Source organism: Roseobacter sp. EG26, from assembly GCF_049830555.1.
In the GTDB taxonomy this organism is placed as follows: Bacteria; Pseudomonadota; Alphaproteobacteria; order Rhodobacterales; family Rhodobacteraceae; genus Roseobacter.
Map to the genome: position 1 here is coordinate 220,185 of NZ_JBNBLH010000001.1, position 24,846 is coordinate 245,030.

The 24,846-nt window shown below is 56.6% G+C and carries 24 protein-coding genes and 1 tRNA gene; 12 read left to right on the plus strand and 13 right to left on the minus strand.

Annotated elements, in window-relative coordinates; all coding sequences use genetic code 11:
- The first annotated feature begins 302 nt into the window (after nt 1-302).
- The 3 genes from ACOTTU_RS01090 to ACOTTU_RS01100 all read left to right on the plus strand — a co-directional run bounded on the left by ACOTTU_RS01090 (nt 303) and on the right by ACOTTU_RS01100 (nt 2,041).
- Entirely contained in the window at nt 303-716 is a 414-nt protein-coding gene (locus ACOTTU_RS01090; protein ID WP_425655739.1) for a DUF1330 domain-containing protein, read from the plus strand.
- Nucleotides 717-1,035: 319 nt separating this feature from the next.
- The gene (locus ACOTTU_RS01095) at nt 1,036-1,365 is read left to right on the plus strand and encodes a hypothetical protein (RefSeq protein WP_425655740.1); all 330 of its coding nucleotides are present in this window, start codon (nt 1,036-1,038) and stop codon (nt 1,363-1,365) included.
- A gap of 1 nt (nt 1,366) precedes the next feature.
- On the plus strand, nt 1,367-2,041 hold the full coding sequence (locus ACOTTU_RS01100) for an SOS response-associated peptidase (protein ID WP_425655741.1): 675 nt from the start codon (nt 1,367-1,369) through the stop codon (nt 2,039-2,041).
- On the opposite strand, the gene ACOTTU_RS01105 is transcribed toward ACOTTU_RS01100, so the two are convergent.
- The 3 genes from ACOTTU_RS01105 to ACOTTU_RS01115 form a co-directional block, all read right to left on the minus strand.
- On the minus strand, nt 2,038-2,379 hold the full coding sequence (locus ACOTTU_RS01105) for a hypothetical protein (protein ID WP_425655742.1): 342 nt from the start codon (nt 2,377-2,379) through the stop codon (nt 2,038-2,040). The two genes, ACOTTU_RS01100 and ACOTTU_RS01105, sit on opposite strands and share 4 nt — an antisense overlap.
- A 77-nt stretch (nt 2,380-2,456) precedes the next feature.
- The gene (locus ACOTTU_RS01110) at nt 2,457-3,329 is read right to left on the minus strand and encodes a hypothetical protein (RefSeq protein ID WP_425655743.1); all 873 of its coding nucleotides are present in this window, start codon (nt 3,327-3,329) and stop codon (nt 2,457-2,459) included.
- Between the two features lie 164 nt (nt 3,330-3,493).
- On the minus strand, nt 3,494-4,822 hold the full coding sequence (locus ACOTTU_RS01115) for a hypothetical protein (RefSeq protein WP_425655744.1): 1,329 nt from the start codon (nt 4,820-4,822) through the stop codon (nt 3,494-3,496).
- A gap of 471 nt (nt 4,823-5,293) precedes the next feature.
- On the opposite strand from ACOTTU_RS01115, the gene ACOTTU_RS01120 reads away from it, so the two are divergent.
- Complete coding sequence (locus ACOTTU_RS01120; protein WP_425655745.1) at nt 5,294-6,211, plus strand: hypothetical protein; 918 nt, start codon at nt 5,294-5,296, stop codon at nt 6,209-6,211.
- 217 nt (nt 6,212-6,428) lie between these two features.
- On the opposite strand, the gene ACOTTU_RS01125 is transcribed toward ACOTTU_RS01120, so the two are convergent.
- The 3 genes from ACOTTU_RS01125 to ACOTTU_RS01135 all read right to left on the minus strand — a co-directional run bounded on the left by ACOTTU_RS01125 (nt 6,429) and on the right by ACOTTU_RS01135 (nt 9,845).
- Nucleotides 6,429-7,547, minus strand: coding sequence for an AAA family ATPase (locus tag ACOTTU_RS01125; protein WP_425655746.1), 1,119 nt, complete (start codon nt 7,545-7,547; stop codon nt 6,429-6,431).
- A 307-nt stretch (nt 7,548-7,854) separates the two neighbouring features.
- On the minus strand, nt 7,855-8,931 hold the full coding sequence (locus ACOTTU_RS01130) for an alpha/beta hydrolase (protein WP_425655747.1): 1,077 nt from the start codon (nt 8,929-8,931) through the stop codon (nt 7,855-7,857).
- Between the two features lie 840 nt (nt 8,932-9,771).
- A tRNA-Cys gene (locus tag ACOTTU_RS01135) sits at nt 9,772-9,845 on the minus strand.
- Between the two features lie 146 nt (nt 9,846-9,991).
- Here ACOTTU_RS01135 and ACOTTU_RS01140 point away from each other — a divergent pair.
- From ACOTTU_RS01140 to ACOTTU_RS01150, 3 genes are all read left to right on the plus strand, one after another.
- The gene (locus ACOTTU_RS01140; RefSeq protein WP_425655748.1) at nt 9,992-10,645 is read left to right on the plus strand and encodes a protein-L-isoaspartate O-methyltransferase family protein; all 654 of its coding nucleotides are present in this window, start codon (nt 9,992-9,994) and stop codon (nt 10,643-10,645) included.
- Between the two features lie 101 nt (nt 10,646-10,746).
- Complete coding sequence (locus ACOTTU_RS01145; RefSeq protein ID WP_298913593.1) at nt 10,747-12,135, plus strand: TolC family outer membrane protein; 1,389 nt, start codon at nt 10,747-10,749, stop codon at nt 12,133-12,135.
- Nucleotides 12,136-12,205: 70 nt separating this feature from the next.
- Nucleotides 12,206-12,967, plus strand: coding sequence for a hypothetical protein (locus ACOTTU_RS01150; protein WP_298913427.1), 762 nt, complete (start codon nt 12,206-12,208; stop codon nt 12,965-12,967).
- A 15-nt stretch (nt 12,968-12,982) separates the two neighbouring features.
- Here the strand turns inward: ACOTTU_RS01150 and ACOTTU_RS01155 are convergent, their stop codons facing one another.
- Nucleotides 12,983-14,455 (minus strand): cobyric acid synthase, encoded by a 1,473-nt coding sequence (locus ACOTTU_RS01155; RefSeq protein WP_425655749.1) that lies wholly within the window; start codon nt 14,453-14,455, stop codon nt 12,983-12,985.
- A 62-nt stretch (nt 14,456-14,517) separates the two neighbouring features.
- Here ACOTTU_RS01155 and ACOTTU_RS01160 point away from each other — a divergent pair, with 62 nt between their 5' ends.
- A complete protein-coding gene (locus tag ACOTTU_RS01160; protein WP_425655750.1) occupies nt 14,518-15,096 on the plus strand; it encodes a cobalamin biosynthesis protein CobQ in 579 nt (192 codons plus the stop codon).
- Between the two features lie 57 nt (nt 15,097-15,153).
- Here the strand turns inward: ACOTTU_RS01160 and ACOTTU_RS01165 are convergent, their stop codons facing one another.
- Complete coding sequence (locus ACOTTU_RS01165) at nt 15,154-15,474, minus strand: DUF6280 family protein (RefSeq protein WP_089420757.1); 321 nt, start codon at nt 15,472-15,474, stop codon at nt 15,154-15,156.
- Nucleotides 15,475-15,694: 220 nt separating this feature from the next.
- Here ACOTTU_RS01165 and efp point away from each other — a divergent pair, with 220 nt between their 5' ends.
- Nucleotides 15,695-16,258 (plus strand): elongation factor P, encoded by a 564-nt coding sequence (gene efp / locus ACOTTU_RS01170; protein WP_298913408.1) that lies wholly within the window; start codon nt 15,695-15,697, stop codon nt 16,256-16,258.
- Nucleotides 16,259-16,270: 12 nt separating this feature from the next.
- On the opposite strand, the gene ACOTTU_RS01175 is transcribed toward efp, so the two are convergent.
- Entirely contained in the window at nt 16,271-17,011 is a 741-nt protein-coding gene (locus tag ACOTTU_RS01175) for a YgfZ/GcvT domain-containing protein (protein ID WP_425655751.1), read from the minus strand.
- Between the two features lie 68 nt (nt 17,012-17,079).
- On the opposite strand from ACOTTU_RS01175, the gene ACOTTU_RS01180 reads away from it, so the two are divergent.
- The gene (locus ACOTTU_RS01180) at nt 17,080-17,754 is read left to right on the plus strand and encodes a TIGR04283 family arsenosugar biosynthesis glycosyltransferase (RefSeq protein ID WP_425655752.1); all 675 of its coding nucleotides are present in this window, start codon (nt 17,080-17,082) and stop codon (nt 17,752-17,754) included.
- Between the two features lie 98 nt (nt 17,755-17,852).
- Entirely contained in the window at nt 17,853-19,061 is a 1,209-nt protein-coding gene (locus ACOTTU_RS01185) for a pyridoxal-phosphate-dependent aminotransferase family protein (RefSeq protein WP_425655753.1), read from the plus strand.
- On the opposite strand, the gene ACOTTU_RS01190 is transcribed toward ACOTTU_RS01185, so the two are convergent.
- Both ACOTTU_RS01190 and ACOTTU_RS01195 read right to left on the minus strand, forming a co-directional pair.
- Nucleotides 19,058-19,273 (minus strand): hypothetical protein, encoded by a 216-nt coding sequence (locus ACOTTU_RS01190; protein ID WP_425655754.1) that lies wholly within the window; start codon nt 19,271-19,273, stop codon nt 19,058-19,060. The genes ACOTTU_RS01185 and ACOTTU_RS01190 overlap by 4 nt on opposite strands.
- Nucleotides 19,274-19,327: 54 nt before the next feature.
- Nucleotides 19,328-20,431: a pyridoxal phosphate-dependent aminotransferase gene (locus ACOTTU_RS01195; RefSeq protein WP_425655755.1), complete on the minus strand. Its 1,104-nt coding sequence runs from the start codon at nt 20,429-20,431 to the stop codon at nt 19,328-19,330.
- A gap of 112 nt (nt 20,432-20,543) precedes the next feature.
- Between ACOTTU_RS01195 and ACOTTU_RS01200 the strand changes: the two genes are divergently transcribed.
- Entirely contained in the window at nt 20,544-21,332 is a 789-nt protein-coding gene (locus tag ACOTTU_RS01200; protein ID WP_425655756.1) for a crotonase/enoyl-CoA hydratase family protein, read from the plus strand.
- A gap of 10 nt (nt 21,333-21,342) precedes the next feature.
- Here the strand turns inward: ACOTTU_RS01200 and ACOTTU_RS01205 are convergent, their stop codons facing one another.
- The gene (locus tag ACOTTU_RS01205; protein WP_298913387.1) at nt 21,343-21,672 is read right to left on the minus strand and encodes a DUF1992 domain-containing protein; all 330 of its coding nucleotides are present in this window, start codon (nt 21,670-21,672) and stop codon (nt 21,343-21,345) included.
- Nucleotides 21,673-21,681: 9 nt separating this feature from the next.
- Nucleotides 21,682-24,801 carry a valine--tRNA ligase gene (locus ACOTTU_RS01210; RefSeq protein ID WP_425655757.1) on the minus strand — a complete coding sequence of 1,040 codons (3,120 nt, stop codon included), beginning with the start codon at nt 24,799-24,801 and terminating at the stop codon, nt 21,682-21,684.
- Nucleotides 24,802-24,846 lie beyond the last annotated feature (45 nt).

Consider the following 24,846-nt stretch of genomic DNA (forward strand, 5'->3'; position numbering starts at 1 on the left):
ATAGACGCCCCTCACCTTGGAAGGTGTTCGCGTTGAGATTTGTCGTTTGCTTTGGATGGGCGCTGACGACCTTCCACCTTCTAAGATTTGCAGGATTTGTATAAACCCCACTTGGGGTGCTTCATAGGTCGTCAAGAAAAGAGCAAGCCCGACAATTCCATTTCCGAAGCATGCTGATAACGATCAGCGGGCAAGACAGGTCGGACAATGCTACTGAGCCCAAGATTCGCTTTTGCACTCAGTCGAGATTAAGCTGCAAGTAGATGCAGTACTCAGCATTTCCAGCCAAATCTGAGCGTTCGTTGAAACTCCTGAAATTTCGCATTTATCCATTGATGTCGCCGTTTTTGGAGATTATCAACCGCGCGCAATTTCAGGGAATCCTAATGCCGGTAAAAGTCCTAGCTTTAGTTACCATTAATGAGCATCAGCCTCGCGCCTTGGCTTCATATCTGAAGGCTACCGGCCCCCTACTTGAAGCCGTTGGCGCAAAAATAGTTCAACGGTTTACAGTGAGTGAGGCCGTTGTAGGAAAAAAGCCTGCGCAGTCAGTTATGATAGTTGATTATCCCAATCGGGAAGCAGTTGGTCTGGTTTTCGGCAGTCAAATCTATCAGGATATTATCCCTATCCGCGATACAGCCTTTATTGACTATCATGTATCTGTTGTGGCGGATGGCGACGCAGCGACCTCAGAGAATGTTCTGGGTAATTGAGCGCTCGCTCTGGCGCTTCCATTTCGTGCTTTTGCAGCCAGTCTCTCATGGTACTCCAAATGTCAGAGTTGGCGAGTGTGCAGCGCCATCGTTCAAGCTCATCTAATGCCTTGTCCAAGTCATGGGGGATAGCGGGTTTCGTAGACAGTCTGAACCTCGTCTCAGGGGGGTGAGATAGACGTAGGTGGGAACTTATTGGTCCAGACTGCCCGCAAAGGAATATCAGAGAGCAGGGTAAACAAATTGATAATGCGACGAACGGCCAATTAACTGGGCCTCTTAACTTGCCAGATGTTCTATTTTTGTTCTACTTGGCAACATGCCTCAATCAATCCCCCCGATCCGCGCGCATCCCGGCAAACCATTCCGGACTTTGGGCGATGCGGCGCATGACAACCAGCTTGTCTTGATGCGCTGCAATATGTGTCGCCGGGGTGCGACATTTCTGGCGTCTGATTTGGTACAGGTTGTTGACCCCAAGCACCCGGTACATCTGCCGCCGCTGCCCTGCTCTCAATGTAACTCAATCGAATATGTTGACATCCGGGTGAAAGCCTCTGGCTATAAGGATCATGGCGCGCTCGTCGTTCGACGCCTCGTCGGGAGCAAGAAAGTGTGGCTTTGGGAGAACAAAGTGCTGGGGGAATGACATGTGCAATCTGTATTCGAACACTACGGCGGTTGAGGCCATGCGCCAATTGTTCGCCGTGCCTGTGGCGAAAGATCGCTTGGGTAATGCTGAACCACTCAGCGCGATCTATCCCAAGTATGAAGCACCCGTGGTTCGCCTCGATAAAGACGGTGATCACGAATTGATCAACCTCAGTTGGGGATTTCGGACCACGAAGAAGTCAAAGAAGACAGGAAACGTGATCGCCCCTGCTGCATGGAACAATGCGCGATCAGACAAAGTAGCTACGTCTGGGCTGTGGAAGTACAGCTTTCAGCACCGCCGCTGTCTGGTGCCTGCCAGTTCCTATTGTGAATGGCCTCCGGGCGGCAGACCGCAAAACTACCACTGGTTTGCGCTCAAAGGCGACGAACCGCGCCCGCCGTTCGCTTTCGCTGGCATGTGGCAAATGTCGAAATATGAAACCAAAGAAGGGCCAGAAACCTGCGAAACACATACATTCCTGACCACAACAGGCAACGAACTGACCCGCAATGTACACCCTGAACGTATGCCGGTGATACTTAATCCCAAGGAATATGAAGCGTGGCTATATGGGTCTACCGATCACGCACTGGAATTGCTGCGGCCATATCCAGCCGAAAAAATGCAGATTGTCAGGAAGGGTGTGGAAGAGAAAGCAGACCCGGGCTAGAGGCGCTTAACCTGCGCGATCAACCGGCCCAGATGGCGCGTCTTGGCCAGCAGAACGGCGTAGGTTCCGACAATCCAGGGCATATGGGCCAGCAGTCCAAGCATCGGCATGGTGGCGCAAAAGGTCACCATCAAGTCTAGAAACATCCACATGTACCAGAGCATGGCCAGACAGGTGAATGCCATGGCCAGTTCCGCCCAGCGATACCGGTTGCGCTGCTTGGTATCCGGCATGATGCCGGGGTAGCGCGCAACGATTTCCCGGCACAGAAGATGCACAACTGTCAGAGGCAACATGCCCAGAACCATCGAGGCGAAATATGTATGGGCGTCGGTCATATCGATATCTCCTACAAGACCTCGGATAAATGAGGAAACATCATCAGCGCACCAACCACAGCATTCATGACTATCCCCTAAGAAACGGTTACGGCATCATCAGCAGAGGCGCTGGACGTGACGTAGTCGTAGTCGTAGTCGGTTTTGTATCTCAGCCTGACGTTGTAGCTGCCCACCGCAATCGCTGTGTCTTCACTTTCAGTGGTGATCGGGACTGTCATGGGCTGCCAGCCGTTGCTCAGGCGCTTACATGTGGTTCCTGCGTCCGTGGAGTATTCCGTGCGCACAATCCGGCGACCCGATGTGTCGGGTTTGGCGATCATCTGCACATCAATTGCGTTGGCCGTGGCGCTATCGGATGCGGCGAAGTGAGTATCAACCACCGGGGTGGTGATCCCTGCGTCTGTGTTTACGATAAGGAAGTTGATTTTGACTGTTTTGTAGCGGCCTTCTGAATGCAGGAACACTTGCACTTCGTCAGTGAAATTGTCGTCGCGAATGGGTGATCCGCTGCCAGCCGGAGTGTAGGTTACAGTCGTTGCAGCCGCATCGACAACGGTGAGCCTGCCACGCTTCGCTCCGATGAAATCAACAACGCCATCAAGATCAGCTAGAGAGAAGCTGCTGTGACCCGTTCCAGCCGCCGATGACAGGGTTGCAACGTTGATCGTCACTGATCCATCCACATCCACTCTTTGGGTGATGTCATTGGCCGTGATCGGATTTGTATTGTAGTTCAGGGCGCCGTTGTTCGTCCATGAGCTGCCGCTCTGGGTATTGATCGTGGACAGGCTCATGGGCAGGCCATCAGAGGCCGTACCAAGCAGCCAGAGCTTTGCCACCTTGGCATGACGACCTGTGGCGCGGTCAGACAGCATCGTTGTGGTCACGGCGTAGTAATTGTTGTCGCTGTGCTGCCAGAAGCCACGCGTTTCCAAGAAATTCCGCATGTTATTCGCACTGGTTGCCCAAACAACATCGCGCCATACCTTATCGCGCTCAGCAATATCGGAAGAAATGATCCCCTGGCTTGCTCAATCTTGCTGGCGTCCCATCCAGTACAAAGCTTGAATCACAAACAAACCTATCTGGGAATCCTGATTGTCAACATGACCTAGGGATCGAAAAACGACACCTGCCCATGATCGGTATTGATATGCACGTCATAATACCAGAAGACCGGCAACCCCAGCGTTGGCGTATCCGCAAATCCAATATTGTCCAAACCGAGATCCTTGACCGGAAATTTGAGAAACACATCCCAAGGCAGTTCCACAACCAGCTCGGCGTTATGAGGCAGGTCACTGGATGTCAGCATGTCTTGGAACGCTGTGGGCACAATCAGTTGCTGAGTGCCCGTATCGACAATCACATGCGACCCGTCGCTGCCGTCGAATGTGACCTTGTTCGTATGATGCGGCACATTTTGCAGATAGATTTTTATTGGTGTCTGAAGCGCAAACCATTCCGTGACGTTTCTGATCAATGGCGCGGTGCCGACGTAGGTTTTTGTATTCAGCAAAGCCTGCGCTGCGGTGCCGAAAGCCATCAGCGGATATCCGTCATCATCACGGTTCAACCCGACAAAGGCCATTGTGGATGCGCCGACGCCCTGGGTGATCACGCTGTTGAATGTGGTCTGGTAGTTCCAGTCATGGGCCTCGCCGCAGCCTCTTTCATCCTTTGGCACCTGGCGCGCGCTGTTGAAAATTTCATTGCCATCCCGCGCCATGCCGAGGATACCCTGAACGCCCGTCCTGCATATGGCGGTGTTTTCATCATCACTATGGGCGATCCAGGCAAAATCAATGGTCTTGTCGCCCCGTGTGACCTCCGATCCATTCCCGAAAACCATATCGGCCTGAAACCACGTTCCGACCCAGCCGGACTGGTTTTGGTCATCGCCGTAAGCCGCACAGCCGTATTCGACCGGGGTTTTCTGCGGCGCGCTGCCCAGATCGGCATCCGGGCATATGGCCATTTCCGAACTGCCTGTGTCCACCAGCAGCGGGGTGCGGTCCCACGCGCCTTCCAGCAACACATCGGCGGTGATCACATATCTCTGTGTGGGGTCAAAGACCGTGGTCAGCGGCACCACCTGCCAATGGTGGCTTGCAAAGGTTTCGCAACTGCTGGAACACTGGCCGTTCTGATTGGCCAGGATCGTCCCGTTGATATCGGCATCGAACCAGAAATTGCACCCCGCTGCCGGGCTGCCGCTAGCAAAGGAACCGTTTAACGTACACCGCGTGTTCCGATGCGTGAGCGTTAGCTGATCGAAAGGGGCCAGCGGCAGGTATTCGGAGGCATGTTCACGTCCACCCAATTCATATGTCTCGCGGGAAAAAAGGCTTGCATCGTTGAACCTCAGCGAATCCGAATATCCCGTATTCGGAAGCGCCCCGAGAATGATCAGTGCAAAATCGCGAAAAACCGCCCTCATGGTATCGCCTTTCTTTGTTGAGTATCGAATTGTTTTAAATAGATAAATTGTTATGCGGACGGAAAATGGTACGGAATCTTCCCGCTGGAGTTGAATATACCACGTCCGCAAGTGCGCGATCAACTTTTGATTGCCCCATCACCGACCCGACCGTTCCCGCAACGTTGCGGCCATTGTGAACACTTTCGCGTGGACTCCTGACCGAACGCAGCAAATTTTCTGATCGTAAGTCGACCGAGCAGACCTTCACGCGCATCGCAGCATTTGTCGATTAGGGCTCAGGAGCTGACATTCGCTCCAATTCTTTCATCTTCCAATGACGGGAACGCGGACAAAGCGCCATTTCGCTGCGCTTGCGCCAATGCCCGCTTCATGGATTGTACCGCTCTTGGTAACGCAAGTTAGGCAGAGTTGTCGTTCGCTATGTCACCGGCCATACATAAGGTACGCAAACCTTATCCGAGACTGACCATGGGCTATGATCAACAAAACTGGCGCGAAGACGTAGCCCATTTCCTTGCAGAAACTTTGCCAGAAGCTTCGGATCGTCCGGGCTGGAATGACAAGGCGTCTACGGCCTACCAAATCGGCTGCATGGCCTTAGTCAAGCTTGGCTTTGCAAATGCAACGGATTGGGGGGCAGTACCTAAAGATGTTCCTGAACTACCTAAGATCATGCCGCGATGGGATGACGTTTGTATCTCCGTTCTTTGGCTAGCGAACCAGCAGAATACGCTTTCATTCCGCTTACCAGACGGAAGCCTTCCGCCGACCCGCATAGGGAACGGCATCGTTATCGCGATGAAAGATCCACCGCCGCCTCCGGTCCCAAATATAGCTGCTCGTTTTGGATTGGGCTGCGCATTATGCGAAACTGACGTTCTACAATTGCTTCAGCAACTTGACCTTGTCTCGAACGGCACCTGGACGCAACAGGCGGAGTTCATTCTGTGGAGAACTTCGCCTAAGAATTGGTCCTTAGAGTTCCTGCGCGACGAGCGGTTTTTGGATGCGGTTCAAAAGGCTGCAGCCACCATTCCCGATGACATAGCAGCCGAAATTACGAAGTTAACTGAGATCAGCGAAGAACACATCGACGAGCTTATAGCTTGGCATGAGGAGAAGCTTGCAGAGGGTCGAGAGAAGTACGGACGGAAGGCGCGGCTTGGTGAGGTTCCAACAAGAGAGCGAGCCAAAAGCTCCCTCGAATTCTCGCGCAGAAACGAACTAGATTGGGTGTTCTTTCGCCGCTGGAGAATCGACGATGGATGGCTTTCTACAAAAAACGCGGAAGCCGCTCTGGACATCTTTCATGACAGGCTGGCGATTTCGATACGCAGATCAGTAATGAAAGATTTGCACCCCTCAAAGCCTAAGTTTTTTGAATGAACACGCATATCGTCCAGAAGGCTCGATCAGGAGCATTCTGGATTGCCGACGTTCGCGACGAGCGCAGCATCCGGCAAAGTGGGCTCTTTGCTGTCTTCCGACGCTTTCAGTCGGGCTTGTTTGCCCGCCTGTGGCCCTCCAAGGTCGGCTTGGCGGACGAAGCCGACCTACACAGAAAAAGTTCTAATGTCTGCTACAGGAAAAAACATGGGCGCCTCTACAAAAACAACTTGGCAATAATATCAGCCAGCTTCTGCGCGACGTTTGACACCCCTTCTACTCTTTTGAGTTCCACGCTACTCAATCGTCCCATAAGAGTTTTTGGCAACGACTTTGGAATCTCTGCAACTGTGTGATCCTCGAACTGTTTTATGAAGTCTTGAAGGGCTTCGGATGCAGCTCTCACAAACAGAATGTTCGTAGTGATCTTTTTTGGATCGTTTATTTTTCGCAGATGATCATTGAGTTCGTCGATCAAGGTGTGCAATTCTCGCAATAGATCAAAAAGGTCGCGCGGAACGACGACTGTTTCTCTGCTCGCACTGGGAAATTGTACGGCTTCTGCACCCTTCGCCTCTGAACCACCTGCTTCTTCAAGGCCCAAAATATCCATTAGGTTCTCGATAGAACTTGGGAACTGAGGACTACTCGCAGAGAATATGAAGCAGACATTTGATAGGTCGTACTCGATCTGGAGAAATCTGTCGCGAAAATGGGAATTCTGTCTTGGATCAAAAACTTCCAACATCGCATGAACCATATCTGGCTCATGCGGCACAGAGATTTGATCTATATGGTCTACTAGGACAACGGGATTAGATGTTTTGCACCTAGTCAGCGCTTTCAATGCAATGCTCAAGGCGGCTGAATCATGTGTTCTTGGGTTGCCAAGAATGTAACCTTGCTCACTCACACCAAGCATCGAAAGCTCACAAAACTCTCGACCAGTTGCGCGAGCAATTGCCTTTGCGGTTTGAAATCTTCTTCGCGTTGATCCGCCTAATAGCCCTATTGCCTTTGAGGAGGATCCTCGCGTGTTCATGCCTTCTACAATGATGTCGAAAAGGCTCTCAATAAATTCTGGATTCTCGCTGATGTCGTCTTCTAGCAACTCACGAAGGCGCTTTGGGTCCTTTTTTAGCCTCGATTTAGTGCCCCATGGTAGGGACAGAAGGCAATCTATGAATGTGATGACCTCATCGGCTTCAGGCCCCCAATTGCGCAGGTTCTCTAGTGTAGTTAACTCGCGCGACATTGCGTCACGGGCAGATGCATTTAGCTTTGTCGATGAAACTCGTTCTGTGATGTCCTCGATCTTTTTGGCTAAGTTGGCCACCATTGTAATCCATTCTGAAAATTCTTGGTGAGATTGGATATGATACGTTGGTCAGAAAAAATGTCGATCTGAAAGATGTGGACATTCGCGCTGTCTGCAGCATCCGCCGAAGTGGGCTCAAAGCTGACATTGGCATCGCGCCACACCATCCGCTCCTACTATTTGCACCCGTCGATGTCGGCTATGCGGACGAAGCCGCCGTTGGCGCTGCTAGCTCAAATGACCGCTTCCGAATGGCTGCTGAATGTACATCGAGTGCTTTCGGTCGTTTTATTGACAATTAAGGCAGATGCGTCAGTCAAAGACTTTACTCTGAAAACACCAGTCGCTCAGCTATCCACGGAAAGACAACATGTTCCAAGCGGTCAGCAACAAGTTGACGGTGATCGCCCACATAAACATCCAACTGGTGCGGAACGCGTTCTGCGCCTAGACGCTGAGAGAACTCCATTGTTCCCGTCGGGATGTGCAGGAACTGGTCTCCCAGACCAACACCCATCCCGAGTCCTCGGAGGTCACGAAGCGCCCCACGCGCATCGCGTACTTGCCTGACCGGAAACTCATCAACAAAGGTGTCGAAAGCCTCACTATCGAGAACTATCTCTCCTTGAATGATATCAAATGGGAAGTCACCATAAATTGGTTCTGCATCCGGATCAGGGTTGAATGCGGTGACGATGCCCAGAATTGCAATCGGGTAAAAATCTCGATCCTCCAGAAGGTTTTGAATGTCGCCCGGCTCTTTGATGTCAGCAGCCCGCCTCCACGCATCGTTCCCGAGACTGAGGTCTTGTTTGGGTGCGAGACAACAAGGGCTAAGTGCCCAAACAACCGAGAAAACGCCCGGCTTGTTCATCGCTAAATTGAGCGCGCCATAGCCCCCCATTGAATGACCCACTACGGCACGACTTTCGGGATTGCTAAGCGTGCGCCAATTCTCATCGACGTACTCAACGAGATCACTAGCAATGTAGTCTGCCCAGTTTCCACTCACCGGCGAGTTCCGATAGTAGCCTCCCCCGTACTTATTCCCGCCGTTGGGCATTACGACGATCATTTCAGGCAGTTCTCCGTTTGAGATCATTCTATCCAGGATCGTCGGAACTTCGAAATTTTCAACCCACACGCCGTAATCATCAAATATACCATGGAGAAGATACATCACTGGAAAGCGATGACCCGGCTGATTGTTGTAGCTTGGCGGAAGATAGATAGCGGCGGATTGAACACCCTGCGTTCCCAGTAAATTGCCCGAAAGTGACGGAGCGGGCACATCCACTTCGATAATGCGCTCTGCGCCCTCGGTGGCAGATTGAGCCACAAGAATGCCGGGGACCACCAAAAGGACCAACGCTAGTATGTTGTTAAGAAAAAATTTAGCCATCGGCTCTCGCTCCATGTTAATGCAGTTAACTTATAGCTTCGCTTGGTTGTGACGCAACCTTTGGATAAATCCGTTTTTTGAGTTCGCTAAGAAAAAGCGGAAATTCGTGCGGACCGCAGCATCCAACACAAAGGGCTCACAGCAGACTTTGATCAATTACGTCTGCTACAAAGAAAACGAGTTTGGCCGGATCAAGCCTGTCCTTAGGTCAATGCGTTGGTCTGAACCCAGATTGGCTTGAGCGACATTTGCGGCAAGGACGTTTCTGGATGTGAGGTTTTGTCAGGTTTTGTCTAATTGTCAGGTGGGGTGTAGAGGTAAGCAATGGTAAGTTTTTCGTGCTCTTTTCGCGAACTGATAAATGTGTCCCAATCTCCCTAAGACTTACCACTATTTGGCTCGCATTCTTTTCCGTTATCAAGGAAAACTCTTCCAGCCTGCTGGAAAACAAATGGGCGTTTCTTTTCCGCAATGCTGGAAAACAAATCGTGTGATGAATGTAAGGATTTGGCAGGTTCGCGGACCTACTACGCCAGCATAGCAAGTTTAGCACCCCGGCCAGTGGTCCCGCCCGCGCCTCAAGTAGCAGAAGTAGCGGAAATAGCAGCCCCCTGCCTCTGATTTCACAAAACCGCTTATCCCTTTTTCGGAGGTGGTCTTTGAGAGGCGAGCCCAGTGCATATCGTCACTCTTCAGGAGATTGCCCGGAAACGTTTAAGTAATCCAAAAACGGTCAATATCATACACCAATTCAAGGCGCTTGTCCCCCATGTGTCCCCCCAAAGAGGTTTGGCGTCAACATGGATTGGACGCTAAAATCGCTAAGTTATTGATTTTGTTTGGAGGCGAGTACCGGAATCGAACCGGTGTACACGGATTTGCAATCCGCTGCGTCACCACTCCGCCAACTCGCCGCGCATGGTGTGAGCGATGTGCTATCTGATAAGTTTGCGTGCTGCAAGAGCCATAGATTGGCAAAATCCCTCCCATGAGCGTTGCCGCAGGCATTTGAATGTGTCACATCTGACGAAATGGTAACTGAACGGATGAGTTTAGCCGAATGACCAATTTCGCCGCCCGCCGTACGATGATGGTAGATACACAGGTCAGACCTTCTGACGTCACCAAGTTTCCCATCATCGATGCGATGCTCACCATCCAGCGCGAGGATTTTGTGCCGGCTGCAAAGCGCGAAGCCGCGTATATGGGGGAAAACCTGGACCTGGGTGAAGGCCGGGTGCTGCTCGAACCGCGGACGTTGGCCAAGATGCTGGACGCGCTCGATATCTCACGGGACGAAATGGTGGTCGATATCGGTGCGGCCATGGGGTATTCCTCTGCGGTGATTGCGCATATGTCCGAGGCTGTCGTCGCGGTTGAAGAGAGCGAAAGCCTCTCGGCAGAGGCGCAGGATGCGCTGGCCGAGGCTGGTGTTGACAATGTTGTTGTGCATATGGCTCCGCTGACCGAAGGTGCCCCCCAACATGGGCCCTACGACGTGATGATCGTGCAGGGCGGTGTTGAGGAACTGCCGCTCGGATTGCAGGATCAGATCAAGGAAGGGGGGCGTGTGGCCTGCCTGTTCATGGATGGGGCGTTGGGTGAGGTCCGGATCGGTTACAAGCGCGAAGGCGAGATTTCATGGCGTCGGTCATTCAATGCCGGCGCACCGGTGCTGGCAGGGTTTACGCGGGAACAGGCATTCGAATTCTAAAAGCTTCAGTTGGCAGAACTGAAGCGAACAAAATGAGGCGCATTGTTATGGTGGGAACAAAAAAGAAGACCGGAGTGCGAAAATTGCTCCGCGGTGTAGCAATGTCGGTGGGCATGATTGTCGTTTTCACCGGGCAGGGCGTTCGGGCGGAAACACTCGCTGATGCGCTCGTGGGTGCCTACAAGACAAGCGGCTTGCTGGATCAGAACCGCGCTTTGCTGCGGGCAGCGGATGAAGATGTCGCGGCGGCCGTTGCGGCCCTGAGACCAATCCTGAACTACAACGCCAGCATCGCGCGGGATTTTGGGGATCGCCGGTCACAGACTGCCACGGGGTTTAATACAACCACTAATCTTGAGGCCACGACAGGGACCATCGGGCTTTCAGCGTCGCTGTTGCTATATGACGGCGGTGCCACGGGATTGGGCAAAGAAGCGGCGAAAGAAACGGTTCTGGCAACGCGTCAGCAGTTGATCAGTATCGAGCAATCTGTGTTGCTGCGCGCGGTGACGGCTTATCTCAACGTTGTGTCCACCAGAGAGTTCGTTTCCCTGCGGCAGAACAACCTGCGTCTGCTGACCCAGGAATTGCGGGCGGCTCAGGACCGGTTCGAGGTTGGTGAAGTTACGCGTACGGATGTTGCGCAGGCGGAATCGAGCCTGGCAGAAGCGCGCAGCGGTCTAGCAACCGCTCAGGGTGATTTGCTGCAGGCAACGGAAGAATATCGCAACGTGGTTGGCAGAACGCCCGGCCAGCTGTCCCCCCCGCCGTCTTTGCCGCGGATCGACAACAATCTGGAGAATGCCCGGTCTCTGGCGGTTCAGACCCACCCGGATTTGCGGGCCGCTCAGCATCAGGTGGCGGTCACCGAATTGAACATATTACGGGCCAAGGCGGCACTGAACCCGACGGTATCTGCCGTGGGTTCATTGAACCTCACGGAAGATTTCGGCAACAGCGACTACTCCCGCTCCGGCACCGTGGGCATCCAGCTGACCGGTCCGATCTATCAGGGCGGGGGATTGTCATCGGGCATTCGCTCGGCCATGGCATCGCGTGATGCGCAGCGCGGCAATTTGCTTGAGGTGCGCAAGACCGTTTCACAGAACGTGGGCAACGCGTATGCGTCGCTAACTTCGCAGCAGGCCAGTTTGCAGGCCAGCGAAGAACGTATTCGCGCCGCACGGATCGCCTTTGAAGGTGTGCGGGAAGAAGCAACACTGGGCGCGCGGACCACGCTGGACGTGCTGGATGCAGAACAGGAACTTCTGGACGCGGAAACATCGCGTATTTCGGCGCAGGCTAATGTGTACATTGCTGCCTACGCGGTCTTGCAGGCCACCGGGCGCCTGACGGCCAAGGATCTCGCACTTGGGGTGCAGGTTTATGATCCGAATGCTTACTATGATCTGGTCAAAGACGCGCCGGTGCCTTCTTCGGCTCAAGGGCAGAAACTCGACCGGGTTCTGAGGTCATTGCAAAAGAAATAGCCCTCGTGCCACCCATTGTGCGATACGGTCATGAGCGCTAGACTTGTGATCGGGCAAGAGTGGTAAAAAAATGACAGAGCCGGTTTCAAACGCCGATGTTGAGGACGTGTTGTCGTCCATTCGTCGGCTGGTAAGTGACAACAAGCGCCCCGCTTCTGGGGCTTCAGATCCGCAAGCATCAGATCGTCTGATACTGTCGCCGAATTTGCGGGTGGCGCCCGAGGGTGTGCTGCGTTTGCAGCCTGAGCATGCGATAGACGCCGCCGACCAACCGGATACGCCGAAAGGGCATGACGGGGCCGCGGATGTAGCTGATGAGACGCCATCCCATTCGAACGCCGAAGAAGTCAGTGAGGCGACAATCACTGGTGCGGCTGACGATGCTCTTCCGCCTCTGCCGAACCCGTTGAATGATGGTGAAGCCACGGGTCGGTCAGGCGGCAAAGCCTCGCGGATCGAGGCACTAACCGCAAAGATTGCGGCGTTGGAAACCGCGATCGCGCGCACTTCTGACCAATGGGAGCCCGACGGCAACAGCCGGGATGACTATTCCGGCACGCAATCGCAGGCAATGGCGTGGCAGGACAGTGTGGAACTGGATGCGACAGGCGCGCCGGTACCTGTCGAAACGCAGGCCGGCGACAATTCTGCTGATGCAGGTGACGGGCCGGATCGCGAGCAGCTTCTTGACGAACAGGCCCTGCGCGATCTGGTGTCGGACATTGTGCGGTCGGAATTACAGGGTGCACTTGGAGAGCGGATTACGCGCAACGTGCGTAAGCTTGTGAGGCGAGAGATTCATCGGGCACTTGCAGCGAAAGAGTTGGAATAATCTTCCAAAGTTCTTCTAGGCATCTACCCGGGCCGGAATTTCAGCCAGTTTGAGCAACATGTCCAGATCGAGATGCTGTTCCAGGTGCGCGGCCAGGTCGTCAAGCGTTGCCTCCACAAGCTGATCATGCGCGATATGTGAGACTGCACCAAATTCCGACATCCAGGCTTTGCGAAATTTGTCGGAACTGAAAATGCCGTGCAGGTAACAGGCTTTGATCTTGCCATCCGCAGAACCGGCGCCCTGCGGGGAGCCCTCAAGGCTGAGCCACGGGCGGGCGCAGTCGGGTCCCGTGGTTTGTCCCATATGGATTTCATAGCCGTTCAGATCCGCGCCGCTGGCAAGATGTGTCCCATTGCTGATCGTCAGTGTTTTTCGAGGTGTCAAAACCGTATCGACCTCCAGATGGCCCAGCCCCTTGGCGGTTCCCGGGGTGCCTTCGAGGCCCTCGGGATCGGAGATGCTTTGCCCCAGCATCTGGTACCCGCCGCACAGGCCCAGCACGTGACCGCCGCGTCGAATATGGGCGGCGATATCAACGTCCCATCCTTCCGCGCGCAAGGCTGCCAGATCGGCGAGCGTGGCCTTGCTGCCAATCAGCATGATCACATCGGCATCGGCGGGCAGGGGGGTGCCGCGCGCAATGATTTGCAGATCGACCGTGGGCTCTGCGGCGAGCGGATCAAGGTCGTCGAAATTTGAAGTGCGTGGCAATTGCGGCACCACGATTTTCAGCCCCGACCCCCCGGATTGAGATCGTGCAGGAAGGTCCGCGACGTCTTCGGCGGGCAACCTGTGGGCATCGCCAAACCAGGGGATCACACCCAGACAGGGCCATCCGGTGTGCAGACGGATATCATCGCGCCCCTTGTCAAACAGCCTGACATCTCCACGGAACTTGTTGATTGCAAAGGCTTTGATGCGCGCGTTATCCGCATCATCCAGAACCGCCTGCGTGCCGACCACCTGGGCGATCACACCGCCACGGTCGATGTCACCCATCAGAACCACCGGCACGTCGGCGGCCTGCGCAAATCCCATATTGGCAATATCGCGGGCGCGCAGGTTTGTCTCTGCCGGGCTGCCAGCGCCTTCCACGATCACCAGGTCGCATTGCTCGGAAAGACGTGTGAAACTTTCCAGAACATATGGCATCAGGGCGTCTTTGTGTTTGCCGAAGTCGCCCGCTTCCTGAACGCCGCGCACTTGTCCCTGAACGACGATCTGAGCACCTGTGTTGGACTGCGGTTTGAGCAATACCGGGTTCATATCCGTATGCGGTGCAACGCCTGCCGCGCGTGCCTGAAGCGCCTGTGCGCGGCCAATCTCCCCACCATCCGAAGTCACGGCGGCATTGTTCGACATATTCTGCGGTTTGAAAGGACGCACCGAAAGACCTCGATGCGTATAGGCGCGCGCAAGCCCTGCCACGATGATGGATTTGCCGACATTGCTGCCGGTTCCCTGAATCATGATCGCACGCGCCACGCCTCACCCCTTCCTGTTTTCCGCAACCTGCCGCATGATCGCCCGAAGGAAAAGGAGCAATCATGAACACGCCTGCACATTTGCTGATCGGCGCTGCGGTCATGGGGCGCAAAGGCAGCGCCGCCGTGGTCTGGGCGGCCCTGATTGGTGCCCTGTTGCCGGATCTGTCGCTGTACCTTCTGGCGGGTGCGGCGATATATCTTTTCGGCATTGCTCCGCCGATTGTCTTCAATGATCTCTATTTTTCCACATCCTGGCAGGCAATTTTTGCCATCGACAATTCGATGATCCTTTGGGGCGGGCTTCTGGGGGTCGCTATCTGGCGCAGGTCGGCATGGGCAATCGCGCTTACAGGGGCAGCGCTGCTGCATCTTTGCCTCGATTTACCGCTGCACCATGACGACGGGCGGGCGCATTTCTGGCCTCTTACGGGGTGGGTTTTTGACAGTCCGGTCAGCTATTGGGATCGCGACCATGGCGCGTTCTGGGTGGCACCCACCGAAGCAATTCTGGCGACGGTGGCAGCTGTGCTGCTATGGCAGCAGCGATTTGGGATCGGGGTTATGGTCTTGGTGGGGTGCCTGCTGGCGGCCGAGTTATGGATCGTCCGGCAATGGCTGTTTTACTTCACAGACAGCTGAAAACACAAAAGCACGCCCGGGGTGGGGCGCGCTTTTGTTTTTGAAATCAGCTTGTTACTAGGCGGCTTCGGCCTGTTGGGCGGCGTTGCGACGCTCGGATTCTTCACGTGACAGTGCCACAGAAGTCCGTACCCCTTTGCCCACAAATTCCATCAGTCCGGACACAACCCGTTCGTTGGGGTCGATGCCGGCGCAGCTTAGCACTTCGCGGCCATCGCGCGAACGCGCCCAGCGTGCGATTTGCTCAGGACCATTGCCATATTTCTTGTCGTCTGCGATGGCGTCGTCCAACGCAGCCAGTACAACGGCTGCGAAAAGTTTACGTGCACGGTTGCCTTGCTCGTTATTAAAGGCTGTGCCGTCAACGAAATCCTTCATTCGTCGTCCTTTCCATTATTCTTGCTCTTGTCTTTTCGGCGTGACGTTCCTTATGGAGGAGTTTAGTCGATTCGGATACCCCGAAACTGCATAGCTCGCATGCGCCCGGCGCATGGCTTTTCGCAATTGCAGCACGAGATTTCGTTGTCTTGTCACCACCCATCCCGCCAGATATAGGGTGCGTCAACAATTCATCAACCTTTTGTCATGGTTTGGTCATATGCCTAAAATCAACGGAAACGAGATCCGCCCCGGAAATGTTCTGGAGCATAATGGCGGTCTGTGGGCTGCGGTCAAAGTCGATCATGTCAAGCCCGGCAAGGGCGGCGCTTTTGCCCAGGTGGAGATGCGCAATCTGCGCAACGGCTCGAAGCTCAACGAGCGGTTCCGCAGTGCCGACAAGGTAGAACGGGTTCGTCTGGAGCAGAAAGATCAGCAATTCCTCTATGAGGATGCCGGCATGTTGGTTGTGATGGACACGGAAACCTACGAACAGGTTCAGTTGCCTGCCGAACTGCTGGGCGAACGGCGTCCGTTTTTGCAAGACGGCATGACCATTGTCGTAGAGTTCTACGAGGATGAAGCGCTGAACGCGACGCTGCCCCAAAAGGTGACCTGCAAGATCGTGGAGACCGAACCGGTGGTCAAAGGTCAGACGGCGGCGAATTCATTCAAACCGGCGGTTCTGGACAATGGCGTCAAGGTGATGGTCCCGCCCTTTGTCGGGCAGGATGAGGATATCATCGTGAATACCGAGACGATGGAATATTCCGAACGCGCCTGAGGCAGGCTGCGATCAGCTGTCCAGTAAAGTAACCATGGCGTCACCTGCCTGCATGTCGCCCCGGGCACGGTCAAACCGCAGATAGGCGATACCGGCATCCTGGGTGCGGCTGAGGAGTTGGCCTGCGACTTTGCCATTCGCGGTGATGTCGCTGCCGGTTTCCGCGGCACCACTGAGCGCCACCCTCGCCAGTCCTTTGCGCAATTCGGTTTTGTGCTTCATCCGGGCGGTGACCTCCTGTCCGACATAGCAGCCCTTGCGAAAATCGACGCCAGAGAGCCGTTCGAAACCGGCCTCCAGGATGAAAGTGTCTGGGGTCAGTTCAATGCCTGACTGCGGGATCAGATGCGCGACCCTGAGGGCTGTCCAGTCAATGGTGTCTTCCGGGGCTGCCACGTCGCGATACGCCCGCCAGCCCAGAGCGTCATGACGCGGGTCGGCGTAGCCATCGGCGGGAACGGGGCCCAGCCCCCGGTGCAGATGTTTGTCGGTCGGCGTGATGGTGACGTCGGCGCGCAGTTTGTACATGCTCAGGCGTTGCACTAGCACATCCGTGAGGCTCTCATGCACGTCGAGCAGGTAACCCTGTGATGCTTTTGAGAGAAAGAAATCCGCGATGTATTTGCCCTGCGGCGTCAACAGGGCGGCATAGATCAGGCCGGTGTCGGCGCCTGCGATGTCATTGGTGATCAGGCCCTGCAGGAAATCCCGGACATCAGCCCCGGTCAGATGCAAAATGCGGTATGTGCTCATGGGGGGTTCCTCTTCTGGCCTTGCATGACATATAGAAGTTTCGCCGCGAAGAAGAAGGGGCATAACCTATGCGTGCACCGATTTCAGTGATTGTGCCAACTCTCAACGCCGAGCATCAGTTGGGGGCTTGCCTGACGGCGCTGATGCCGGGGCTGGAAGCCGGTCTGATCCGCGAGCTGATCGTTACCGATGGGGGCTCGGATGACGCTACCCTTGCCATTGCGCGCGCCTGGGGGGCGGAGACCGTCGAAGGCCCTGCGTCACGCGGCGGGCAACTCGCACGCGGTTGTGCACAGGCGCAGGGTATGTGGCTGCTGGTGCTGCATGCCGATACGGTGTTGCAGGAGGGTTGGGTGGCGGCTGTCGTCAAGCATCTGGAGACGCATGAAGCAGGCTGGTTCAAACTGCGGTTTGCCCAAGGCGGCACTGCCGGACGGATCGTCGCCGGCTGGGCTAATCTGCGCAGTCGGTTGGGGTTACCTTATGGGGATCAGGGGCTGCTGATCCCGCGTGCCCTTTATTCTGACGTTGGCGGATACCCGGATCAGCCTTTGATGGAAGACGTGGCAATCGCGCGCGCGCTCAGGGGACGTTTGCGCGCGCTTGATGCCATCGCTCTGACCAGCCCAGCGCGTTATCATCGTCAGGGCTGGCTGCGGCGCGGTGCGCACAATATCTGGACGTTAATGCGGTATTTTGGCGGCGCATCTCCACATCAGCTTGCCGAAAGTTACCGTCGCTGAGCGGCCCCGGTTTTTCCGATTTGATACGCACGAAAAGGTGCAATTGACGTCGCCATAACTTGGGCTAGTGTGACGCCAGATCAAAAAGGACAGCCTTTATGCCCCAAAAATCCATCACGCCCTCCGGCACGGGGTATCTGGCCATTCCGGGACCGTCTGTCATGCCGGAGGCGGTGCTGAATGCGATGCACAGGCCCGCCCCGAATATCTACGCAGGCGAGCTGCCTCAGATGATGCCGGGAATCGTTGCGGACCTCAAACGCGTGGCGCGCACGGACGGGCAGGTGGCCATCTACATTGCCAACGGTCACGGTGTCTGGGAGGCTGCCTTGGCCAATGTCATCGCCCCAGGCGAGCGGGTTCTGGTGCCTTCTACCGGGCATTTCGGCAAGGGCTGGGCGGGGATCGCCGAAGGTCTGGGCGCCGAAGCAGAGGTCATTGATTTCGGTAAATCCGCGCCAATGGACATGAGCCGCATCGCTGAGGCGCTGAGTGCGGACACGGCCAATAAGATCAAGGCCGTGCTGGGCGTGCATGTGGACACCTCAAGCTCCGTGCGCAACGACATTGCCGCCCTGCGCGCAACCATGGACGCGGTCGGCCATCCCGCGCTTCTGATGGCCGATTGCATTGCGTCGCTGGGGTGCGACGCATTCGAGATGGATGCCTGGGGCGTCGATGTCATGGTCTCTGCCTGCCAGAAAGGTCTGATGGTGCCCCCGGGCATGGGGTTTGTCTTTTTCAATGACAAAGCCGCCGAGGTGCGTGCGGCAATGCCCCGGGTCAGCGAATACTGGAACTGGACGCCGCGTGCGAATCCGCAGGAGTTTTATCAGTACTGGGACGGCACAGCGCCCACCCATCATGTCTACGGGTTGCGGGCGGCACTGGATATGATCCACGCGGAGGGCATGGAGGCTGTCTGGGCGCGTCACGCGGTGCTGGCCCAGGCGATCTGGGCGGCCTGCGACGCCTGGGCCGCGCAGGGCACGCTGCGCATGAACATCGACGATCCGGCACAGCGTAGCCATGCGGTCACAGCGCTGCATCTGGAAGCGCCCCAGGCCACCGCGCTGCGGGACTGGACCGCTCAGAACCTGGGGCTGACCCTCGGCATCGGATTGGGCATGACCGCCCCCGATGATCCTGAGTGGCATGGGTTTTTTCGGTTGGGTCATATGGGTCATGTGAATGGCCACATGATCATGGGGTTGCTGGGCGGAATGGAGGCGGGGTTCAAGGCTCTGAAAATCGCACATGGCCCAGGTGCTTTGGCGGCAGCGGCCCAGGTGATTGCCAGCGGCTAGAGATTTGGTTTTGCCCGATATCGCCGCTCTGATGCGCGGCGCCGGAAATCAAGCCAGTTCAGCCAGTGATTAACCGTGAGGCATAGGAAAACGGCTGCGATCAGGCCCCAGATCGCAAACAGAAACAGCAGTATCCACGACAGGTTCACACCGAACATCACGATACAGGCACTTGTGTAATTGGGCGCGCGGCCCAGTCTGTGGTTTTCCATAGCGCATCCCATCTCAGGGCAGGTGCGCCAATTATATCCAACCAAAATCAGCCGTCAGCACTTTTCTGCGGCCCTCAGGGCGACAGGCAGAACTTCGGCCAGAATGTCGAGATCGGCAGGTGTGCCGCAACTGACGCGAATGCACCGGTTCTGAGGGGCCACGAAAGGCATGCGGATGAAGACACCGCGGGCCACCATCTCTCGCAGGACCGTCTGGGCGAACGCCGGGTCCCGTCGACAGTCGATGGTCACGAAATTGGCTGCGGACTTAAGCGGGCTCAACCCATTGTTCCGCGCGATGTCCCAGATGCGATTGCGAGAGGCGACAACACGCGCCTGAACCGACCGTAGCCATGTCTGATCTTCCAGGGCGGCCAATGCGCCGGCCTGTGCGGCGCGGTTCATGCCAAAGTGGTTTCGCACCTTGTTGAATGCACAAATCAGCTCCGGGGCCCCGATCGCATAGCCGACGCGCGCGCCCGCAAGCCCATATGCTTTGGAAAACGTGCGCATTCTGATCACGCGCGGATCATCCATGGGCAGCGGCAGCGGCGTACCTTGGGGCGCAAATTCGATGTAGGCTTCGTCAAGTATCAGCAGTGTGCCTTCCGGAAGCAAGGACATGGCGGACACGATGTCCCGCCCCGAGTGCGCCGTTCCCATGGGATTGTCGGGATTGGCCAGATAGACAAGTTTCGCATCCACCTCGGCGGCTTTGGCAAACAGCGCGGTAAGGTCCTCGAAATCCTGTTTGTAGGGGACCTTGTGTAGGACGCCCCCATGCCCTGCCACATGATAGTTGAATGTAGGATAAGCGCCGTCCGAGGTGACGACAGCATCGCCGGGACCAACCATGAGGCGCACCAGATAGCCCAGAAGCCCGTCGATGCCTTCACCCGGCATGATCGTTTCCGGGGTGATGCCGTAATGGGCCGCGAGCGCCTCGCGCAGTTCAAAGCTCTCGGGGTCGCCGTACATCCACTGCGGGGTTTCCGCCATCGCACGGGTCGCAGCGGGCGACGGGCCAAATACGTTTTCATTTGCGCCCAGGCGGGCGTCGAAGATCCGGGCGCGGGCGCGTTCCTGTGTCTCCGGGCCAACAAAGGGAACGGTTGCGGGCAGGGACTGGGCGAGCGGTGTCAATCGAAAGCTGGTCATGGCGTCTCTTAAAACGGCTTGGCGGGTTTGAGCAAGGCCCCGATTGCCCTAACGTTTTTCTGGTCAAAAAGATGCCGTTACGGTCTGATGATCTGAGACAGAGGAGACACAGATGCCCCGCGTTACCGTTAGCCAGATCGACCACGTCGCTCATGTTCAGCTCAACCGCCCCGAAAAGCGCAATGCGGTGGATCAGGACATGTTCACCGCCCTGATTGACGCCGGTCAGCAAGTGGCGGCATCGGACGCGCGCGCGGTGGTCTTGTCGGGTGCGGGCGAGGCGTTTTGCGCAGGTATCGACATCGGCAGTCTCGGCGACATGCTGAGTAAGGACATCGCGCAGGAAATCATGCGCCGCACCCATGGCGCGGGCACAACCAACCAGTGGCAGGAGGCCGCGATGGTCTGGCACCGTCTGGACATCCCGGTCATTGCCGCCCTGCACGGTGTTGCCTTCGGGGCCGGACTTCAAATCGCCTTGGGCGCAGACATCCGGATTGCGGCACCGGACACGAAACTGGCGGTGATGGAGATGAAGTGGGGCATTATTCCGGACATGGGAGGCATGGTTCTGCTGCCGCGTCTGGTGCGTTCGGACGTGCTGCGCCGCCTGACCTATACCGCCGCGCCGATCAGCGCCGAACAGGGTGCGCAATGGGGTCTTGTGACCGAGGTTGCCGAGGATCCGCTGGCGGCCGCGACAGCACTGGCCGAAGAGATTTCGGGCAAAAGCCCCAAGGCAATTCGTGCCGCCAAGTCACTGATAAATATTGCAGAAAGCGAAGTTACAGAGGCAGTTCTGTTGGCTGAATCCCGCTTTCAGGGCGCGCTGCTGGGCAAGCCGGAACAGATGGAAGTGATCGCCGCGCAATTTGCCAAACGCGCGCCGGTTTTCGACTGACTTCCGGCGCTCAGGACATGAATTTGCGCCGGGCCTCGCGGGCGATCTCATAGCGCAGTTCCAGATCGGCAAGATGAGCCATGGCAGATTTGCGTTCGGCCTCTGTCTTGCAGGTGCTGTAGGATTTGCGGGCCGCCTCCAGCGCCTTTTTCAGCGCGAATTCTTCGGGGACCACTCCGGCTTCGGCCATGATCCGCATACCGGTTGACATCGCCGCCTCGTCGCTCGTTTCCACCGGGCGGTCGGGCAGGGGGCGGCCTTCACCCTTCAACCCGCTCAGCGCGCCGGAGGCCCGTGCCTTGGCGATCTGCTGTTCGATGAGGGAGCGAAAACTGCGCATGGTGGCAGTTTACCCCAATTCAGCCAATCGGGCGAGCGCCTCTCTCAACTTGCTCTCTTCCTCTTCGCGCAACGCGAGATTGGCGCGGGTTTCCGCGACCACCTCCGCCGGGGCGGAAGCCGCGAACTTGGGGTTGTTCAGACGCCCACGCAACCCGCCCAATTCCTTGCCAAGCTTATCCAGTGTTTTTTGCAGACGTGCTTTTTCTTCTTCAACATCAATGACATCAGACAGCGGCAGGCCAAAGCTGCCCCCCGTGACCGCCAGCGTGACGGACCCTTTGGGGAAGCTCTGCACCTCGCTCATGCTCTCGACCCGGGCCAGACGTTTGATCATGGTCTCATTGGCGTCAAACGCCGCGCGGGCCGCCGCATCCATACCGACAGCAACCAGCGGCACATAGGCCCCTGCGGGCACATGCATCTGGGCGCGGGCAGAGCGGATCGCCTCGATCAGACCAACCACCCAGTTCAGTTCCTTGTCGGCAGCCTCATCGACCAGATCGGCGGCGCTGTAGCTGGGCCAGTCGGAGACCACAAGCTGGCTGTCGCGGCGGGCGGTGGCGGCCCAAAGCTCTTCGGTGATGAAGGGCATGATCGGGTGCAGCAGGATCATGCATTGATCCAGCACCCAGGCCATCGTGGCGCGGGTTTCCGGCGCGAGATCGGCATTTGCCGCATCCTGCAACAGCGGTTTGGAAAGCTCCACATACCAGTCGCAGACCTTGCCCCAGACAAAGCTGTAGGCGGCATTCGCGGCATCGTTGAACCGGTAGTTTTCGAGGGCCGCGTCGATCTCTTCGCGGACCTTGGCGGTCTCTCCGATGATCCACTTGTTGACCGCTGCGGTGGGGGTCACAGGGCATGCACCACCTGTGCACAACCCGTGCACCGCGGATGCACGCGCCTCGAAAACGCCGTTCATCTCGGCAAAGCGGCAGGCGTTCCAGAGCTTGGTGCCGAAATTGCGGTATCCGGCGATGCGCGCGGTGCTGAGTTTCAGATCCCGCCCCATGGCGGCCATGGCCGTGAGCGTGAAGCGCACCGCATCCGCGCCGTACTCATCAATCATGTCCAGCGGGTCGAGCACATTGCCCAGAGACTTGGACATCTTCTTGCCCTTCTCATCCCGCACCAGCGCGTGCACGTAAACCGTGTCGAAAGGTTTCTGGCCGACCACAGCATATTGCATCATCATCATCCGCGCGACCCAGAAGAAGATGATGTCGAACCCGGTGATCAGCACGGAGGTCGGGAAGTATTTTTGCAGCGCCGCGTTTTGTGCGTCTGCTTCCGCGTCACCGGTCCAGCCCAGTGTGCCGATGGGCCAGAGGCCGGAGGAGAACCATGTGTCGAGGACGTCGGGGTCGCGGAATATGGCCATTCTTTGAACGGTTTCATTTCGAAAGGAATTCAAAGAGATTTCTTTTGCCTCATTGAAGTCTTTTGCTTCGACAGCATCTTGGCCCCACTGACCATAGTAGTCGCGAGCCTGAGCAAGCGCTTTTTCAACTGTAGGAGCACAAAACACGGCGTACTCGCCTTGATTGTGTTTTTTCGTCAACCGGCGGGCTTCTTTTTCATCTGCCGTGAAGGTCGTGCAGTTGTGTTTCGGCCCATACCAAACCGGAATCTGATGCCCCCACCAGAGCTGGCGCGAGATGCACCAAGGCTCGATGTTTTCCAGCCAGTTGAAATAGACCTTTTTGTCCTGTTCGGGGTGGATCGCGACGTCTCCGTTGCGCACCGCGTCAATGGCGGGCTGCACGATTTTCGAGGTCTCGACAAACCACTGATCGGTGAGCATCGGTTCGATGACCACTTTGGAGCGGTCGCCGAAGGGCTGCATGATCTTTTTGTTCTCGACATAAGGCACAAAGCTCTCGACCTCACTGCCCTCGCCGTCGAGCTTGGTGACGGTTTGCATGACGGCAAGCCCTTCGTCGGTGATCTGGGCGACGACTTTCTTACGCGCCTCGAACCGGTCAAGCCCGCGCAGATCGTCCGGCACCAGATTGACCGTATCGGCCTTGGCCTCCGATAACTCCCGCTCCCCCTTGGCCACGGCCATGGCAATACCCGCTGCTTCGGCATAGGGCGCGCCGTCCTCGCGCAGCGCCCCCTTGGTGTCCATGAGCCGGTAGAGCGGGATGTTGCCGCGTTTGGCGACCGCGTAGTCGTTGAAGTCATGCGCGCCGGTGATCTTCACCGCGCCCGAGCCAAAGGTAGGATCGGGGTAGTCATCGGTGATGATCGGGATCAGACGGCGGTGTTCCTTCGGGCCCACCGGGATTTCGCAGAGCTTGCCGACGATGGGGGCGTAACGCGCGTCTGACGGATGCACGGCCACGGCGCCGTCGCCCAGCATGGTTTCGGGCCGCGTGGTGGCGATGGCGATATAGTCGCGGGTTTCGCGCAGGGTCTCGTTCCCGTCCTCGTCTTTTTCCACATATTCATAGGTGGCACCGCCCGCCAGCGGGTACTTGAAATGCCACATATGGCCGTCGACCTCGATGTTCTCAACCTCCAGATCGGAAATCGCGGTTTCAAAATGCGGGTCCCAGTTCACCAGCCGCTTGCCGCGATAGATCAGGCCCTTGTTGTACATGTCCACAAAGACCTTGATGACCGCATCATGGAAGTTGGGTCCCTGGCTTGCGTCCGGATCGCCCGGCGCACCGCCCATGGTGAAAGCCTCGCGCGACCAGTCGCAGGAGGCCCCAAGGCGTTTGAGCTGGCCGATGATGGTGCCGCGGGATTTGACCTTCTGCTGCCAGACCCGTTCGAGGAATTTCTCGCGGCCCATCTCGCGGCGCGAGGGTTCCTGATTGGCGGCCATTTCACGCTCAGTCACCATCTGCGTGGCGATACCGGCGTGATCGGTGCCGGGCTGCCAGAGCGTGTCAAAACCCCGCATCCGGTGCCAGCGGATCAGGATGTCCTGCAGCGTGTTGTTGAAGGCATGTCCCATGTGTAGCGAGCCCGTGACATTGGGCGGCGGGATCATGATCGAAAACGGCGCGGCACCCGGTTTGGCATGGGCCCCGGCCTGAAAAGCACCTGATTTTTCCCACGCGGCATAGAGCCGCGCTTCGGCCTCTTTTGCGTCAAATGTCTTGGTCAGCGCCATGATCACGTCCTTCGTCACTCTGCCCGCGCGGGTCTAACCGAGCTT

Bases quoted from the DNA above. Each gene is read 5' to 3' on its own strand.
- ACOTTU_RS01095 (WP_425655740.1), top strand. From the start codon at position 1,036: ATGCCTCAATCAATCCCCCCGATCCGCGCGCATCCCGGCAAACCATTC.
- ACOTTU_RS01100 (WP_425655741.1), top strand. From the start codon at position 1,367: ATGTGCAATCTGTATTCGAACACTACGGCGGTTGAGGCCATGCGCCAA.
- ACOTTU_RS01105 (WP_425655742.1), bottom strand. From the start codon at position 2,379: ATGACCGACGCCCATACATATTTCGCCTCGATGGTTCTGGGCATGTTG.
- ACOTTU_RS01110 (WP_425655743.1), bottom strand. From the start codon at position 3,329: ATGCGGAATTTCTTGGAAACGCGTGGCTTCTGGCAGCACAGCGACAAC.
- ACOTTU_RS01115 (WP_425655744.1), bottom strand. From the start codon at position 4,822: ATGAGGGCGGTTTTTCGCGATTTTGCACTGATCATTCTCGGGGCGCTT.
- ACOTTU_RS01120 (WP_425655745.1), top strand. From the start codon at position 5,294: ATGGGCTATGATCAACAAAACTGGCGCGAAGACGTAGCCCATTTCCTT.
- ACOTTU_RS01130 (WP_425655747.1), bottom strand. From the start codon at position 8,931: ATGGCTAAATTTTTTCTTAACAACATACTAGCGTTGGTCCTTTTGGTG.
- ACOTTU_RS01140 (WP_425655748.1), top strand. From the start codon at position 9,992: ATGACCAATTTCGCCGCCCGCCGTACGATGATGGTAGATACACAGGTC.
- ACOTTU_RS01145 (WP_298913593.1), top strand. From the start codon at position 10,747: ATGTCGGTGGGCATGATTGTCGTTTTCACCGGGCAGGGCGTTCGGGCG.
- ACOTTU_RS01150 (WP_298913427.1), top strand. From the start codon at position 12,206: ATGACAGAGCCGGTTTCAAACGCCGATGTTGAGGACGTGTTGTCGTCC.
- ACOTTU_RS01160 (WP_425655750.1), top strand. From the start codon at position 14,518: ATGAACACGCCTGCACATTTGCTGATCGGCGCTGCGGTCATGGGGCGC.
- ACOTTU_RS01165 (WP_089420757.1), bottom strand. From the start codon at position 15,474: ATGAAGGATTTCGTTGACGGCACAGCCTTTAATAACGAGCAAGGCAAC.
- efp (WP_298913408.1), top strand. From the start codon at position 15,695: ATGCCTAAAATCAACGGAAACGAGATCCGCCCCGGAAATGTTCTGGAG.
- ACOTTU_RS01175 (WP_425655751.1), bottom strand. From the start codon at position 17,011: ATGAGCACATACCGCATTTTGCATCTGACCGGGGCTGATGTCCGGGAT.
- ACOTTU_RS01180 (WP_425655752.1), top strand. From the start codon at position 17,080: ATGCGTGCACCGATTTCAGTGATTGTGCCAACTCTCAACGCCGAGCAT.
- ACOTTU_RS01185 (WP_425655753.1), top strand. From the start codon at position 17,853: ATGCCCCAAAAATCCATCACGCCCTCCGGCACGGGGTATCTGGCCATT.
- ACOTTU_RS01190 (WP_425655754.1), bottom strand. From the start codon at position 19,273: ATGGAAAACCACAGACTGGGCCGCGCGCCCAATTACACAAGTGCCTGT.
- ACOTTU_RS01195 (WP_425655755.1), bottom strand. From the start codon at position 20,431: ATGACCAGCTTTCGATTGACACCGCTCGCCCAGTCCCTGCCCGCAACC.
- ACOTTU_RS01200 (WP_425655756.1), top strand. From the start codon at position 20,544: ATGCCCCGCGTTACCGTTAGCCAGATCGACCACGTCGCTCATGTTCAG.
- ACOTTU_RS01205 (WP_298913387.1), bottom strand. From the start codon at position 21,672: ATGCGCAGTTTTCGCTCCCTCATCGAACAGCAGATCGCCAAGGCACGG.
- ACOTTU_RS01210 (WP_425655757.1), bottom strand. From the start codon at position 24,801: ATGGCGCTGACCAAGACATTTGACGCAAAAGAGGCCGAAGCGCGGCTC.